The organism is Anabaena sp. FACHB-1237 (genome assembly GCF_014696225.1).
Taxonomy (GTDB): Bacteria; Cyanobacteriota; Cyanobacteriia; order Cyanobacteriales; family Nostocaceae; genus FACHB-1237.
Genome location: NZ_JACJPV010000047.1, coordinates 1 through 16,354 on the forward strand (window position 1 = coordinate 1; position 16,354 = coordinate 16,354).

A 16,354-nucleotide genomic window follows, 5' to 3' on the forward strand; every position below is an offset into this window, starting at 1 on the left:
CCAGGTGGTGTGCATTCTTATTGGTTCTTATTGAGAATAGGTTTTGATGACGTTTTTGGTGATTTACTGTTTCTCAAATGCCTTTTTTCACTTTATATGTTTGTTTTGATGCTCCCTTTAATTTTTTCTCTACGTAATTTCCCTCTGTGACAGTTTGGGGTGCGGAATGTGGGATAAAAGAGTGCCGAGTTTGTTGTGTCGTTTTTTCTAACACATATATCAACTTTTGATAAATTAACCCATTTCACCACAACATAGTTATAGGTTCACCAATGCTTATTGATTTTAAATTAAGCTATAGATAGCGTATTTATTTAGCTTACATACTCGCTTATAAATGATAGCCTAGCGTGGCGTTAGCCATATTTCAGGGCTAATAACAAAAATTTACTAAAGTAAACTAAACCATTGAAAACATTTTCTGCTTATTTAGTCATCTTTAGATGACTTTCGCTATGAGACTGGGAATTTATTCCCAGTTAGGCTATGATTTTTACATTAAATTCACATTATCATCAATCCTAAACCGCTACAAAAATATTGGTTTTATGGTTTTATAGTTTAATATTTAATATAGTTCCCTGCTATAATAAGCTGTTGTGCCTTTAACTTGAATAATTAATACAAGCAAGATGCTTGTGCTACTGTAACTTCAGGTTTTTTAATTATACAGTGAGTGCTGCACATTAGCTTACTACCTTTCATCCTGCTTAACACCCACACATTGATTAATCTTAATTAACAAATCCTCCATAGAAACAGAACGCGGTAAAACCTGAGTTGCAATATTTCCCGTGCGTTTAGTTAACACATTTACCAAACCTTCCAAACATACATTTTTATCAATTGGTGATTTTTTAGCTTGATCAATAATCAAAATAGGAGGTAAATTAAATGGTAAGTTTGCCAACTTATCAATAGCCTTTTTCATCTCCCTATTAATATCATTTTCCCCTAAATAAATCAATAATAAATCCACCGTTTGATGACTAACTTGTTGTAAAACCTCCAACCAAGAAACCGCAATATTAGCTTGAAAACCCGCAGTTTTTAAATATTGTACTAAAGCCTGAAACCAATGACTACCACGTTGATTTTTCACATTACCAGATCGAGATTTTTTAGTAGTTATTTTAGTAGTTACATTCTTACTTAAATCATCTACCATATTCAAATCAACTACTAAAATATTTATGGGACTACAAATACCCGCAGCAATTTGTAATACTGATGATAAAGTATCTTGTTTATATTTACTTTCTTGATGTTGTTTATTTTCAGACTTATCATGGTTTAATAAACTTAAACAAGGAAATACTGAAAGTCCAGGAATTTGCGAAGCCATTAAAGTAGTAGCAATATCACAAGTTACCAAAGGAATATTTAACAACTTGGGATATTTAGGAAATCTGTCTAAATAACTTTGTGCCATATTTACAGGTATATCCAACAATACCACATCAAATTGCCATACCCTCGTTAATAAATCAGCTTGTTCTAAATCATCCACTTCAATTACTCGATGTTCTCGCAAAGAAGGATAAAGTTCTATAGTATCCAATTCTGCATTTACTAACCGCAAAATTCTCAAAGGTACTTTCCTGGTAAAAATCTCTTCATTTTCTAGTTCCGCAGTTTGTAGTTGCAATGTAGTTAAGTCTTTTAACAATGATGACAGTAACTCATATTTCACAGGTAAATTTAAAAATCCATCGGCTTTTTTTGTGGCTGCTTGTTCTTTTTCCGCAGCAGTAGCAGTGACAATAACCTGAATATGACGAGTTAATAAATCAGACTTTAATAAAGTCAATACATCCCAACCAGAAAGTAAAGGTAATAAAGGATTTAAAAATATAAATTGTGGCTGTAAACGTCTCGCTTTTTCTAATGCTTCTGTTCCTGATCTGGCAATTACTACTCGATAACCTAAGCCTTTTAAATGTTCCGTCAAATCTTCAATATATCTAGCTACAGCTTCCACAATTAATACTAATCTTGGGGAAAAAATAGGTTGATTTTGATGTTGATTACAAGTAGTAAATTTTTCCGATATAGAACTAAATTCTCCACTAGATTCTTCACTTTTTTGATAATTCTTGATCATCGTTTGGGAAGGATGGGGAGGTAATAACAAAGTAAATTGACTTCCTTTACCTTCACGGGATAAAAAACTCACGTCTCCGCCATGAAGACGTGCTAAAGCCCTAGTTAAAACTAAACCTAAACCAGTTCCTTCAAATTGACGAGTTAAAGGATTTTCTAATTGTTGAAACTTTTGAAAAATTAAATGTTGTTGATGTTCAGGAATACCAATTCCCGTATCCCAAACTGTAAAAGCTATCCATCCCTCCCAACGATTGACTTTTAAACCAACTTCTCCCGAAATTTCTGTGAATTTAAAAGCATTAGATATTAAATGCACTAACATTTGCCGTAAACGTAATTCATCTGCTATCATTTCTTCTAGTTCTGATTCAATGACTAAAGTAAATTGTTGATGGGATATATTATTATTATTTCCTGGCTGAGATATTTGTTTATTTTTGTTAATTTGATTGTAAATATTTTCAACTTCTAATAAAGCCCTTTCGCACACTTTATGAATATTTACAGGGGTTAATGTTAATTCCATTTGTCCGGTTTCCATACGGGTTAAATCTAAAATATCATTAACGACACTCATTAAATGTCTACCACTTTGATGAATTAATTCTGCATACCGTGCTTGACGTTCATTTAGTTGGCCTAATTGTTGATCTACTAATAATCTAGATAGTCCTAAAACTGCGGTTAATGGTGTTTTTAATTCATGACTAATACAGGATAAAAATTCATCTTTGAGGCGATTTAGTTGGATTAAATCAGCATTTTTCGCTGCTAGTTCTTGACATAATTGTTGTTGTTCGGTGATATCTGTTGCTAAGATTAACCACATATTTTCTTGACTATAATTATCCTCTTCTGTAATATCTAAAATATCTAGTTCGTAGTTTTCTGGATGCCAAATATTACTATTTAGATTACTATTTAGGGGAACTTTTGCAAATTGCCAAATCTGTTCTTGTCCGTTGTTAATTTCTACTATACAAGTACAAATACCTTCTTTATTATCAAAAGTACAACGATTAGAAGTTATTTTGAGATTATGGGGTGGTTCTTGTAATAGTGGTAATCCAAATTTTAAAGAAGGAGAGGATTTTTTTTGTATATTTTTGCTAAAAATCATCTCATCACTAGCTGGAATTTTGCTAGATAGGGATTGAGGATGAGAATATTGATTGTATATTGGGGTAAGAAGAGATTCTATTTCTTGTTTGAGTGCTTCTGGATCTTTTGATATTCCTAATTGATGCCACCAAGCAGGATTTTGAATAATTACTTTACCTTGACTATTTTGTAACATTAATGGCCAAGGAAGTTGATTTAAAAAATTAACTATTGCTGCATTAATGGGTTGTTTAATTACCAATTGATTCCCTACTTGTGGTTTTTCATGTCTGGGAGTTTTTTCGCAAATTAATAATTCCAACAAGTAGTTAATATTTAATAATCCCAGAAATTTTCTTTCCTCATTTACTATTGTCCAATCTAAATTATTTTTTGCTGATGTTTCTACTGTGGCTAAATACTGTAAAGAAGATTTTAGATGCTCTAAGTTATCTGTTATTTTAATAATTTCTGGTGCTGTAATTAGGGACTTATCTAGTGATGATAATGGTAATTGTAAGTTCAGAAATTCCCGACTGTTACTAGTTAATAAAAGTTGGGGTAATAAACGTGCAGCATACAATAACCCAATGGGTTGTTGTGTGTCATTAAGAATAACTAAGCGATCGCATTTCTTGCTTTTAAATATTTCTAATACCGTTGCTAAAGATACTCTCTCTAAACATATCGGTACTCTGTTGATTAATTTATAAATTGGGTATTCTAACATTGTCATCAAACCTCGATATTTCTACTACATTTCTAATATTTTCCTAACCTTCACTATTAACAAACTCAGTTTAATCAACTTAATCAACATTCTGTCGGCATAAATTAGTAGCATCCGATAATGCTTACAAAGGGGAAAATCAATCAAAGTCCCTCTTTTTAAGGGGGATTTAGGGGAATAAAAAAGGTTTATAGTTATAACTAACAACTTGGATTAGTAATCAGATATAGGAGTTCAGTTATTCACTTTACCCCTATCAGCTTTTGAGATTCCCTGCACCTTCTTGACTCCTACTATATTTTGTCAGATTACTTAACTAACACAATTATGGCTTTAAATATTCAATTTAGAACCTTGAGGAATTATAATGATTTGGAATGATACTTTTCATTAATTTAGTTTAAGTATCCTATCAATTTGTCAAATAACCTCATACATATTAATATATACTTATACATACTTATACATATTTATATATATTTATATATTAATAAACGATCTATAAAAAAAAGATTGCTAACTTCTTAAAGTAATGGAGAATCTGATATAATTATCAAGTTAAATGATCTAACTTTTTCTAGTCTCATGATTTACAAAAATATCTAAGTTTACTTATATTCGTATATATTTACATAGGTTAAATGACATTAATCTTTGTCTAAGTTTAAATTAGGATACACCATAAATCTGTAAAATGTTATAATCAAAGTGTTAATTCTTTGAATTTTTATTTTTAATTGTTCTCATTATTGAAGATAAATGTTTTTACCCATACTACTATTACCAAGAAGCAATAAATTAAGCATAATTTATCCATATAATTCCCAAATATGGAGAAATATATTTGATATTATCCTTAATATTTGGGAGCAACAAACAAATAAATTGACCAAGATAATTACTATAATTACTCACTACTTGCATCAAGTAATTATTGGGGATATATTATTTGCTAAAATATGCCTAATTCCAGCAATATTATCACAAAATATCTATGATCAATGCCCATCAACCTATTTTTTTGCAGTTAGTCATGATCAAGAAATACAAAAATTCCATGATATGACTCATCTCAAACAAGCAGAAATATTAGCTAATATCAAATCAGACTACCAAGAAATTATGATCAATTATTTTCTCAATGACAAAAATATCCCAGAAAAAATTGATAAATTTATTAACATCTTATTTTGTGCTAATATTCCTGTGCCACAAATTATAGAAATGCACATGGAAATAATTGACGAATTTGCTAAACAATTAAAATTAGAGGGAAGAGGCGATGAAACATTATTAGACTATCGGCTCACATTAATTGATATTTTAGCGAACTTATGTGAATTATACCGTTGTTCCCTGGTTAAACCTGAATCATAACGTGATAATTATGAGTGCTATTGAATTTTGTATTAACAAAAATGATTTACCTGTAACTTGCTAAACCTGACTTATCAGGTGATAATTATGAGTGTGGGGTGTGGAGTAAAAAGCACTTACTCCTCCATCTTTCAACTGATTGCTCTCCTGAATCCTCAATTCCCTGTTATATTTCATATTTTGAAACTCACATCATGAATACACCCAGAAAAAATTATGTTCTTAAACTTTATGTGGCTGGCAACACACCTAATTCCGTTAGGGCGTTAAAAACACTCAAAAACATTTTAGACCAAGAATTTAAAGGTATTTATGCTTTAAAAGTAATTGACGTTTTAAAAAATCCTCAAGTTGCTGAAGAAGATAAAATCCTAGCTACGCCAACATTATCTAAAATATTACCTCCGCCAGTTCGCAAAATTATTGGCGATCTGACTGACAGAGAACGAGTATTAATAGGATTAGATTTATTGTATGAAGAATTAAGCGAGGAAAGTGAAGAAGAATAACATACAATATTAGTTGACTTGGAAAACTTAATTGTTTTTTAATAAAATTATTTAATCATTTACCTTTAATTAGCAATGACTACAAAAGAGCAACCAGAACAACAAAATACACCTTATATGGGTGTAGAGAAAATTCGTACAATGATCGAGGGATTTGATGATATTAGTCATGGCGGATTACCAATAGGTAGAACCACATTAGTTAGTGGCACATCAGGGACAGGAAAAACTCTATTATCCCTACAATTTCTATATAATGGAATTACCCATTTTGATGAGCCTGGAGTATTTGTTACATTTGAGGAATCACCTAGTGATATTATTAAAAATTCTCATATTTTTAACTGGAATTTACAAAATTTAATTGAAGAGGGTAAACTATTCATCCTGGATGCATCCCCAGATCCCGAAGGTCAAGATATCATCGGTAATTTTGATTTATCAGCATTAATTGAAAGACTACAATATGCTATTCGTAAATATAAAGCCAAACGAGTATCCATAGATTCCATGACAGCAGTATTTCAACAATATGAATCTATTGGTGTGGTAAGAAGAGAAATATTTCGTTTGGTAGCTAGATTAAAATTACTCAATGTCACCACAGTTATTACCACAGAAAGAAGCGAAGAATACGGACCGGTAGCATCTTTTGGAGTTGAGGAATTTGTTTCGGATAACGTTGTAATTGTGAGAAATGTTTTAGAGGGAGAACGTCGTCGTCGCACTATCGAAATTCTCAAATTAAGAGGAACAACTCACATGAAGGGAGAATATCCCTTTACTATCACTAATTTTGGCGTAAATATCTTCCCCTTGGGAGCTATGCGCTTAACCCAAAGATCATCCAATGTCCGAGTTTCTTCAGGAGTCAAAACATTAGATGAAATGTGTGGTGGTGGTTTTTTCAAAGACTCTATTATTTTAGCTACAGGAGCAACAGGAACAGGAAAAACTCTCTTAGTTAGTAAATTTATTCAAGATGGTTGTATTAATGGTGAACGTGCCATATTATTTGCTTATGAAGAATCTCGCGCTCAATTATCTCGCAATGCTTCTTCATGGGGTATAGACTTTGAAGAATTAGAACATCAGGGTCTACTCAAGATAATTTGTACCTATCCTGAATCTACAGGACTAGAGGATCACCTTCAGATTATTAAAACAGAAATTGATAATTTTAAACCTGCTCGCATTGCTATTGATTCTTTATCAGCACTTGCTAGAGGTGTGACAAATAACGCTTTTCGTCAGTTTGTCATTGGTGTTACTGGTTATGCTAAACAAGAGGAGATTACTGGTTTCTTTACTAATACCACTGATCAATTTATGGGTTCTCATTCTATTACTGATTCTCATATTTCTACCATTACTGATACAATTTTGATGTTGCAATATGTAGAAATTAGGGGAGAAATGTCCAGAGCAATTAATGTATTTAAAATGCGAGGTTCTTGGCATGATAAGGGCATTCGAGAATACAATATTACGGCAGATGGTCCTGATATTAAGGATTCTTTCCGTCAATATGAAAGAATTGTTAGTGGTTCTCCTACTCGCGTTACTATAGATGAGAAAACAGAACTTTCTCGAATCGTAAAACGATTTGAAGAAAAACACAGTTCTGATGGTTAATACCATGCTGTAAAATATCTTCAAAAATAATTAATAGCGCGATTTTTGTGCATAAATCCGAATATTGTGCTATATTCTGTGGAGAAGACAAGTATACTACCGCCAAATTAATGTTCTTGTGTGAGGGGATGCGGTGAAAGGACAACAAATATTCCATTGTTTTTTGCCCGGTGTAACGGTAGCAATATTAACAACTCAGCCAGCTTTGGCTAATTCTGTAACAGTAAGTGGAGTAAAGCCAACTTACCCTTCTGGTATGGTAGTTTCTACTAATGGTGGAAATCTATCTACTTCTAGTAAGTTACCACTTAGTAGTAAAATGACAACTGGTTCCTCCTGGGGATCTGATGATGATTTAAGTGCTGTAGTTGCAGTTAAACAAACAATTTTACCTGTAATTATGACAAATAAGAATGACCATGTAAATTCAGTAAAATTATGGATAAACAATAACGATAAAGTTGTAAATATTGCTAATAAATCCCATAATGATTGTTCTTTGTCGTCTGGGAAAAACCCAGGTGGTTGTAAATTACCAACATCTCTGGGTTCCTCGATATCTCAAGTTACTGTTCCTATTCAGGTAAAAACTGTTATACCTTCTTCCGAGCCTGAAAATCCATCAGAAAAGGTTGTACCTATAACTAATAATGCTCAAGATAAACCAGTAACTAGTGATACTACACAAAGACCTGGTAATACGGAGGAAAAACCAGCAGATACTCCAGAAGCTACCCAAGTCTCTAATAGTTTAGATCCTAGCCCTAATCCTTTGTTGTTTCCTACTCAAGATGAGGAAGTGAAAATACAGAGAAATCAGCCTTTGACGCTAGAACAGGCTTTAGAACTGGCCAGGAAAAATAATAATGATCTACAAAGAGCTTTGTTGGAATTAAACAAGAGCAAATCAGTATTAAAGGAAGCGCAGGCAGCTTTATTACCTAGTGTAGATTTAAGTGCTACTTTGGAGAATAGCCGTAGTGCTGTAACTTCTTTGCGGTACGATCAAGAAAAAAATACAAATCCTTCAGTTGGAGATGCTCCTTCTAATACTGATTTTACAGGTAGGGCGCAGTTAACATATAATCTGTATACTTCAGGAAAACGTAATGCAGTAATTCGGGAGGCTGAAGAACGTATTAAAGTACAAGAGTTAGAAGTGGAAAGACAGTCTGAAGAAATCCGCTTGAATGTAGCTAAGGCATATTATGATTTGCAGCAAGCTGATGAACAGGTAAGAATTTCTGACTCGGCTGTGAAAAATTCTGAAGCTAGTTTAAAGGATGCTAATGCTTTAGAAAGGGCTGGCGTAGGAACTAAGTTTGATGTGTTGCGATCGCAGGTGAGTTTAGCTAATGCTAAACAGGACTTAACTAATGCCCTATCTGACCGAGAAATTGCACGTCGTCGTTTAGTTCCATTGTTAAATTTACCCCAATCTATGAGCATTAGTGCCGCAGATCCAGTAAAATTAGCAGGTCTATGGCAACATTCCCTAGAAAAAAGTATTGTTTTAGCTTATCAAAACCGTCCTGAGTTACAACAAAATCTAGCTCAACGGAATATTGGTGAAGCCCAAAGAAAACAGGCGATGTCTTCTTTGGGACCCCAAGTTAGTTTAGTGGCTAGATATGATGTATTAGACCAATTCAATGATAACACTAGTATAAGTGATGGTTATTCAGTAGGAGTACAAGCTACTTTAAGTTTGTATGATGGCGGGTCAGCAAGAGCAAAAGCAGCACAGGCAAAATCGGATATAGCGATCGCTGAAACCAAATTTTCCGAGCAGCGCAATCAAATCCGCTTCCAAGTAGAACAAGCCTACTCTACCCAATTATCTAGTTTAGAGAACGTACAAACATCAAAAGTAGCATTAGAACAGGCAAAAGAATCTCTAAGATTAGCAAGATTAAGATTTCAAGCAGGTGTAGGTACACAAACAGATGTTATTAACGCTGAAAATGACCTAACTCGCTCCGAAGGGAATCATATAAAAGCTATATTAGACTACAATAGAGCATTGACAGAGTTGCAAAGATATGTGACACAAAGGGGTGTAAAGTCAGTTAGTCAGTAATGGGTAACTGATGATGGGTGATGGGTAATTGGTGATTTTTCCCCAATTATCAATTACCAACTTGTTAATTATATGCTCATAGACAAGTATAAAAAAGTGTTGACTATACACATTAAGCTGTTGTGCCTTTAACTTGAATAATTAATACAAGCAAGATGCTTGTGCTACTGTAACTTCAGGTTTTTTAATTATACAGTGAGTTCTGCACATTAGCTTACTAATTAGTATTTGTTAGTCAATATTGAGGAAGTTGTTATTTTTTACCCTTGTAAACATGACTTGTAAGCATGACTTGTAAACATGAATATTTACTATCACCGCATATTAATTGGCACTTCAATTAGTGCACTAGGAATATTATCACTAGTATTATTACCTCAATATGCCTATGGTAATGTTGCAAACTGTCCAATTCCAGCTTTAGCTCGTGTTCAACGTCATCAAGTAGTGAATGGTGAAACATTAGAAACTATAGCTCAACAGTATAACCTTGTACCCGAAACTATCATCAATTTTAATCCATCAGTAAGAAATGGTGTAGTCAGTGCAGGTACGCAATTAGAGATTCCTCCCTATAATGGTATTGTGGTAGAAGTTCCCAAAAATCAAACTTGGCGACAAATAGCTACAAAATATAAAGTTCGTCAAGATACAGTATTTGAAATTAATGGTTGTCAAAAAAATCCTAAGTTTGTTTTTTTACCAATAGTTTCCGGGGATGTAGTTCAGCGTTTAGCAGTTAATTCTTATAATTCAACACCATTATCAGCAAATGTTACCACTATTACTGGTTATCCTTTACAGAATGAGATAAATATTGGTTTAGGATATGGTTGGCAAATAGATAATAAAACAAAAGATGTATTCTTTCATAGTGGTATAGATTTATTAGCACCTGTAGCTAGTCCTGTACAAGCGATCGCTCCTGGTATTGTAGTATTTGCTAAAGAACAAGGTAGTTATGGGAAATTAGTTATTATTAACCATGCTAATGGATTACAAAGCCGTTATGCTCAGTTAGATAGTATCAAAGTGCAATTAGGACAAAGAATTAACAAAAGTGACATCATCGGCACAGTAGGAACTACAGGAAAACCAACATCCAGTGAACCACATTTACATTTTGAGATTCGCCTTAGTAGTGGCTTAGGATGGGAGGCAAAAGATCCTAAAAACTATTTAACAGGTTTAACAAAGAAAAACACGGGTAAAAATTGAACTTGTGAGGTTTGTGATCTCCAGGAATCAAGAGCAAAAATTAACACAGAAAACGAGTAAATTAAGTAACTTATTTTACTCGTTTTATTCGTTTACTGATAAATCCCGACAAAAATAGTCGGATATGTTTGACATGAAAAATCAGCCATGCTAGTATTTTTTTCAAAGTTGACGGATATACAGGGAAAATAAGTTTATGACTCAGGCGATAGCAAACTTAAACAAAGCAAACACTTCCATTCTTCAATCTCTCAAGTGTAAAGAGTGTGGCGCAGAATACGAACTAAAAGCGACTCATGTATGTGAATTGTGTTTTGGTCCATTAGAAGTTAAGTATAACTATGATGTTTTGCGTCAGTCCGTGAGTCGAGAAACTATAGAAGCAGGTCCTAACTCCATTTGGCGTTACCGTCAATTTTTACCCGTAGCTACAGATAATTATATAGACGTGGGAACAGGAATGACTCCCTTAGTACGTTCCCACCGTTTAGCCCGTCGTCTGGGTCTAAATAAACTTTATATTAAAAATGATGCCGTGAATATGCCTACCCTGAGCTTCAAAGATCGGGTAGTATCAGTAGCATTGAGTAGAGCTAGAGAATTAGGATTTACCACAGTTTCCTGTGCCAGTACAGGTAACTTAGCTAATTCTACCGCAGCGATCGCTGCCCATGCAGGTTTAGACTGTTGTGTATTTATTCCCTCTGACTTAGAAGCGGGTAAAGTATTAGGTAGCTTAATATACAGTCCTACCTTGATGGCTGTCAAAGGAAACTACGATCAAGTAAACCGTTTATGTTCAGAAGTAGCCAATACACACGGGTGGGGATTCGTTAATATTAACTTACGTCCTTATTATTCCGAAGGTTCTAAAACATTAGGCTTTGAAGTAGCGGAGCAGTTAGGATGGGAACTACCAGATCATATAGTTGCACCATTAGCATCTGGTTCACTATTCACAAAAATTTATAAAGGCTTCCAAGAATTTACCAAAGTAGGCTTAGTGGAAGGAAAAGAAGTGCGTTTTAGTGGCGCACAAGCGGAAGGATGTTCTCCCATTGCTACAGCATTTAAAGAAGGAAGAGACTTTATCCAACCAGTTAAACCCAACACCATAGCAAAATCCATAGCTATTGGCAACCCTGCTGATGGCGTATATGCTGTAGAAATAGCTCAAAAAACCAACGGTAATATTGAATCAGTTAACGATACTGAAATTATCGAAGGTATTAAATTACTAGCAGAAACCGAAGGTATATTTACCGAAACCGCAGGTGGTACAACCATTGCTGTCTTGAAGAAATTAGTAGAAGCTGGTAAAATCAATCCAGATGAAACAACAGTAGTGTACATTACTGGTAATGGCTTAAAAACCCAGGAAGCGTTACAAGGTTACATTGGCGAACCATTAACAATTGAAGCTAAACTAGACAGCTTTGAGAGGGCTTTAGAAAGATCACGGACACTTGAGCGTTTAGAGTGGCAACAAGTTCTAGTGTAAAAGTTGTGGGGTTTAGCAACAATAAATCCCAGACACTAACAAACCAGAACAACAAGAGACAACAAACAACAAACCAGAGAATTAATTTTTGAATTATGGCCGTAACAGTTTTAGTACCCACAGCATTACAACAATTTACCAATAACCAGGCTACCTTAAAATGTAGTGGTAGTAATATTAGTGAATTATTTGATTCTTTAGAATCAGCTTGTCCTGGAATTAAAGCACGTTTATGCGATGAACATGGAAAACCTAGACGCTTTTTGAACTTTTATGTTAATAGCGAAGATATTCGCTTTTTGGACAATACAGCAACACCTTTACAAGATGGGGATGAAGTTAGTATAGTTCCGGCTGTTGCTGGAGGTTAATACTTTTAGCTTTATGGGGTTAATTAACAGTAACTTAAAAGCTAACAATTACCCACTTATGCTTACTGTGCAAAGTCACACCTCTATGGTAAGAATATTGGAACTTTGTGGTAAAATATTCTTGTGCTACTAGGATTCAAGACCGAACTCAAGGTAAACGTTTAATAATTGTCATACCCTGGTTTAGAGAAACATTACAAGCTAAACCTTTTGCCCAAAAATCAGATAAAATATGGGGAGGAGGTATTAGTTGGCTTACTGCAACCAGCTATGATGCAACTCAGGCTTTGGCGTTGCTGAATCAGGGTATGAAAATAAAAATCCAATAATCTGAAATACTGGTCATTTGCAGCACATTCCATCTACATGAAGTACACTATGAACACAGCAAGATGCCTGTGTTACAAGGGTTTTATCATTAACATCTGTACCTCATAATAACGGAAACTGCTGTAATAGTTTAGCGATGCCTTAGGCGAGCGCAGCTATCGCAACTAAATACAAATCATAAGCTGTTGTGCCTTTAACTTGAATAATTAATACAAGCAAGATGCTTGTGCTACTGTAACTTGAGGTTTTTTAATTATACAGTGAGTGCTGCACATTAGCTTACCTAAAATCAGCAATGGCCAGGCTTTTATTAAAGTTTTATCTAACAATTCATCACGGACTACAGTATTAGAAGGATTAGAAAAAGTCAAGCTCGATAGTAGGGAAACTTCAGGCTATCCACTTGAGTTTACAAAAGAAAGAGAGCGTCAAGGTGAATCTATTCTTGTGCAAATTAAGGATGGTAAATTTACAATAATACTAAACAATTAAATTAGGGCTTGCTGAATAAATGTAAAACTCATATAAATTAAAGGTTTGACGCTCAGACAAGGGGAAAATGACAATTGCTGACTCCTGACCTCTGATAATTCGCCAATTTATGATACAATAATATTTGTCGTGTTTTTAGTACAATGGCAGATTCTATACTTGTTTTTATAGATACATAAACAAATAATTCAGATCCTAAATTATGAACCCAGATGACTCTAAAAATGAAGACTTGCTTAATGAATGGTTGGAAAACATAGAAGTACAACCTTCAGAAAACCAACTTCTTGATCACAATCTCATAGAAGAATCTACAGGCGATTTAAAACCAGTATTAATTCAAGAAACTCCTATAATGACTGAAATAACTCCAGAGGATGTTTTAACACAAACCACTTCAGAATTAGAACAGTTGCAACAAAAAAAGATAGAATTACAAACAGAAATTGATTATCTGCAAATTATTTATAAAACCTTACAATCGCAAATTACAGAAACCCAAACAGCATTAACAAAGATAGTTCAAGATTCATTATCACAGTTAGAACAACGTAAACAAACTTTACAAATAACTGTAGAACAGTTAGAACGCAGACAGGAAAGAATACGTAATGAGATGAAAACAACTTTTGCGGGTACGTCTCAAGACTTAGCAATTCGTGTTCAAGGGTTTAAAGATTATCTTACAGGTAGTTTACAAGACTTGGCTGCTGCTGCGGAACAGTTACAACTGGTACAAGTCACAAAAGAAAAAGAACGAGAAAGACCAGTTATAAAAGAGTTTAAACCTGTAAAAACAGAGGCAGAAACTATACAATTCGCACAACAACAATTTCAAGAAACAAGTAAGAAAATTCGCAGGTTAATGGATCAATATCGTAATGAACCAGATTACTATGGACCTGCATGGCAATTAAGAAGAACTTTTGAACCTATACACGCCGAAAAAGTTAGTAATTGGTTTTTTAGCTTAGGTGGCAGAGGAGCAATTAGAACAATGGGGAGTAGATTACAAAATGTTTTGATTGCATCAGCAGCAATTTCGATATTATATAAGTTATATGGCGATCGCATTCGGGCATTAATTCTAGCTAATACACCGGAACGTTTAGGAGAATGGAGACGCGGTTTACAAGATTGTTTGGGAATTGGAAGACCAGAATTTGGGCCAGATAAGGGAGTAATATTATTTGAAGCTCCCACAGCTTTAGCCCAAAAAGCTGATAGACTGGTGAAGGCTAATCAATTACCTTTGATTATTATTGATGATTCTGAAGAACAAATTAGTTTAGGATTATTGCAATTTCCATTGTGGTTAGCGTTCGCTCCTGATCCTAAAATGATGAAGGATTTTGATGATGAATTTTAGTACACTGACAATGGATAATTGATAATTAGTAACATTTAATTCTTTGATGAAAGATTATGCTAAGTTGGTTAATTCTCTGTAGTTTAACAATTATTCTGTCCTATATTTTAGGCTCTTTTCCTACGGGATATCTTGTAGGTAAGGTATTAAAAGGAATTGATATCCGCGAAATGGGTTCTGGTTCAACTGGAGCAACAAATGTGTTAAGAACTTTAGGTAAAGGTCCAGGAATATTCGTTTTATTCATTGACTGTTTAAAAGGTGTATTCTCAATTTCCTTAATTTACGCTTTATTGAATTTTACCACTAGTCAAAATTTAATTCCTGCTACAGTTAATTTAGAATTATGGAAACCTTGGATAGTCATATCTTTAGGTTCAGCAGCAATTTTAGGACATAGTAAATCTATATTTTTAGGTTTTAGTGGTGGTAAGTCGGTAGCTACCAGCTTAGGAATATTATTAGCTATGTGCTGGCCAGTGGGTTTAGCTACTTTGGGTGTATTTTTATTGGTTATTGGTGTATCAAGAATAGTTTCATTAAGTTCTATTACAGGAGCGATCGCTGTTTCCCTATTTATCGTATTATTCCAACAGCCATTAGCCTATCTTCTATTTACTATTACTGGTGGATTATATGTAATTTTCCGTCATAAGAGTAATATAGCAAGAATACTCGCAGGCACAGAACCGAAAATCGGGCAAAAACTAGAACTGGAAACTCGCACTGAACAAGTCTAAATTGAGATTAATTCAGATTATGGTAAATAATCTGGGTTGAGAATATCTGTTAAGGAAAAAACTGGAATTTCAGGAAATAAGGTTTTTAATATCTAGTATTCAAAGTTATTTGTTTGTAATAAATTGGCTGTAGTTTCTAGCCATAGATAAAAGTCTTGATCCTACAAACTTTTTTGACGATAAGAATTACTCATAACCAGTATACTAGCGATAGCACAGCGTGGCGTAAGCCTTATGATATTCTCCGCATACTTTTAAAACATCTTCTAAGAAAAATACATTACCCATCATTAAGTAATATTATGATTATGCGATTAATTCTTTACAGCAAACCTGGATGTCATCTTTGTGAAGGACTTCAAGAAAAATTAGTACAAATTCAAAATACTAGTAAAAATATCAGTTTTACATTAGAAATTAGAGATATTACCACTCGTGAAGACTGGTTTACAGCTTATCAATATGAAATACCTGTACTTTATTGTCAGAAAAATGATCTACAAGAATTAACTTTAATACCTCGTCCTTCACCTCGTGCCAGTGTAGAACAATTAGAAAAAATACTTCTGAAAAGTTGTTGAAAAGTTACTCAAAAAAGTTTTTTAAAGTTTTTTAAACCTTTTTAAAAAGTCCCTAAAAAGTCCCTAAAAAGTCCCTAAAAAGTGGTTAAATGCTGATCTGGTTTATGTGGATACCTGATGTACAAAGTATAATTTTTCACAATTTTGATGTGAATTTTGCATATAACAAACTCCAGATCATACAACAGTATTTTACCAAAAAATTCACCCTTGT

The 16,354-nt window shown here is 33.8% G+C and carries 13 protein-coding genes; 12 read left to right on the plus strand and 1 reads right to left on the minus strand.

What is annotated here, in order from left to right; translation table 11 throughout:
- Positions 1 to 694: 694 nt before the first annotated feature.
- A complete protein-coding gene (locus H6F32_RS17335) occupies positions 695 to 3,937 on the minus strand; it encodes an ATP-binding protein (RefSeq protein WP_313926664.1) in 3,243 nt (1,080 codons plus the stop codon).
- A gap of 759 nt (positions 3,938 to 4,696) precedes the next feature.
- On the opposite strand from H6F32_RS17335, the gene H6F32_RS17340 reads away from it, so the two are divergent.
- The 12 genes from H6F32_RS17340 to H6F32_RS17395 all read left to right on the plus strand — a co-directional run bounded on the left by H6F32_RS17340 (position 4,697) and on the right by H6F32_RS17395 (position 16,140).
- Complete coding sequence (locus H6F32_RS17340) at positions 4,697 to 5,314, plus strand: KaiA family protein (protein ID WP_190370552.1); 618 nt, start codon at positions 4,697 to 4,699, stop codon at positions 5,312 to 5,314.
- A gap of 194 nt (positions 5,315 to 5,508) precedes the next feature.
- Positions 5,509 to 5,823 (plus strand): circadian clock protein KaiB, encoded by a 315-nt coding sequence (kaiB, locus tag H6F32_RS17345; RefSeq protein ID WP_190370553.1) that lies wholly within the window; start codon positions 5,509 to 5,511, stop codon positions 5,821 to 5,823.
- Between the two features lie 75 nt (positions 5,824 to 5,898).
- Complete coding sequence (gene kaiC, locus H6F32_RS17350) at positions 5,899 to 7,458, plus strand: circadian clock protein KaiC (protein WP_190370554.1); 1,560 nt, start codon at positions 5,899 to 5,901, stop codon at positions 7,456 to 7,458.
- Positions 7,459 to 7,591: 133 nt separating this feature from the next.
- Positions 7,592 to 9,538 (plus strand): TolC family protein, encoded by a 1,947-nt coding sequence (locus tag H6F32_RS17355; RefSeq protein ID WP_190370555.1) that lies wholly within the window; start codon positions 7,592 to 7,594, stop codon positions 9,536 to 9,538.
- Between the two features lie 300 nt (positions 9,539 to 9,838).
- A complete protein-coding gene (locus H6F32_RS17360; RefSeq protein ID WP_190370556.1) occupies positions 9,839 to 10,756 on the plus strand; it encodes a M23 family metallopeptidase in 918 nt (305 codons plus the stop codon).
- Between the two features lie 196 nt (positions 10,757 to 10,952).
- Positions 10,953 to 12,257 carry a threonine synthase gene (gene thrC / locus H6F32_RS17365; RefSeq protein ID WP_190370557.1) on the plus strand — a complete coding sequence of 435 codons (1,305 nt, stop codon included), beginning with the start codon at positions 10,953 to 10,955 and terminating at the stop codon, positions 12,255 to 12,257.
- Between the two features lie 95 nt (positions 12,258 to 12,352).
- Positions 12,353 to 12,628 (plus strand): MoaD/ThiS family protein, encoded by a 276-nt coding sequence (locus tag H6F32_RS17370; protein ID WP_190370558.1) that lies wholly within the window; start codon positions 12,353 to 12,355, stop codon positions 12,626 to 12,628.
- 107 nt (positions 12,629 to 12,735) lie between these two features.
- On the plus strand, positions 12,736 to 12,957 hold the full coding sequence (locus H6F32_RS17375) for a hypothetical protein (protein ID WP_190370559.1): 222 nt from the start codon (positions 12,736 to 12,738) through the stop codon (positions 12,955 to 12,957).
- A 265-nt stretch (positions 12,958 to 13,222) separates the two neighbouring features.
- Positions 13,223 to 13,450 (plus strand): hypothetical protein, encoded by a 228-nt coding sequence (locus H6F32_RS17380; protein ID WP_190370560.1) that lies wholly within the window; start codon positions 13,223 to 13,225, stop codon positions 13,448 to 13,450.
- Between the two features lie 202 nt (positions 13,451 to 13,652).
- Positions 13,653 to 14,819: a DUF3086 domain-containing protein gene (locus H6F32_RS17385; RefSeq protein ID WP_190370561.1), complete on the plus strand. Its 1,167-nt coding sequence runs from the start codon at positions 13,653 to 13,655 to the stop codon at positions 14,817 to 14,819.
- A gap of 56 nt (positions 14,820 to 14,875) precedes the next feature.
- Positions 14,876 to 15,559: a glycerol-3-phosphate 1-O-acyltransferase PlsY gene (plsY, locus tag H6F32_RS17390; protein ID WP_190370562.1), complete on the plus strand. Its 684-nt coding sequence runs from the start codon at positions 14,876 to 14,878 to the stop codon at positions 15,557 to 15,559.
- Between the two features lie 308 nt (positions 15,560 to 15,867).
- On the plus strand, positions 15,868 to 16,140 hold the full coding sequence (locus tag H6F32_RS17395; protein WP_190370563.1) for a glutaredoxin family protein: 273 nt from the start codon (positions 15,868 to 15,870) through the stop codon (positions 16,138 to 16,140).
- Positions 16,141 to 16,354: the final 214 nt, after the last annotated feature.

Bases quoted from the DNA above. Each gene is read 5' to 3' on its own strand.
- kaiC (WP_190370554.1), top strand. From the start codon at position 5,899: ATGACTACAAAAGAGCAACCAGAACAACAAAATACACCTTATATGGGT.
- H6F32_RS17370 (WP_190370558.1), top strand. From the start codon at position 12,353: ATGGCCGTAACAGTTTTAGTACCCACAGCATTACAACAATTTACCAAT.
- kaiB (WP_190370553.1), top strand. From the start codon at position 5,509: ATGAATACACCCAGAAAAAATTATGTTCTTAAACTTTATGTGGCTGGC.
- H6F32_RS17385 (WP_190370561.1), top strand. From the start codon at position 13,653: ATGAACCCAGATGACTCTAAAAATGAAGACTTGCTTAATGAATGGTTG.
- H6F32_RS17395 (WP_190370563.1), top strand. From the start codon at position 15,868: ATGCGATTAATTCTTTACAGCAAACCTGGATGTCATCTTTGTGAAGGA.
- H6F32_RS17360 (WP_190370556.1), top strand. From the start codon at position 9,839: ATGAATATTTACTATCACCGCATATTAATTGGCACTTCAATTAGTGCA.
- plsY (WP_190370562.1), top strand. From the start codon at position 14,876: ATGCTAAGTTGGTTAATTCTCTGTAGTTTAACAATTATTCTGTCCTAT.
- H6F32_RS17340 (WP_190370552.1), top strand. From the start codon at position 4,697: ATGTTTTTACCCATACTACTATTACCAAGAAGCAATAAATTAAGCATA.
- H6F32_RS17335 (WP_313926664.1), bottom strand. From the start codon at position 3,937: ATGTTAGAATACCCAATTTATAAATTAATCAACAGAGTACCGATATGT.
- thrC (WP_190370557.1), top strand. From the start codon at position 10,953: ATGACTCAGGCGATAGCAAACTTAAACAAAGCAAACACTTCCATTCTT.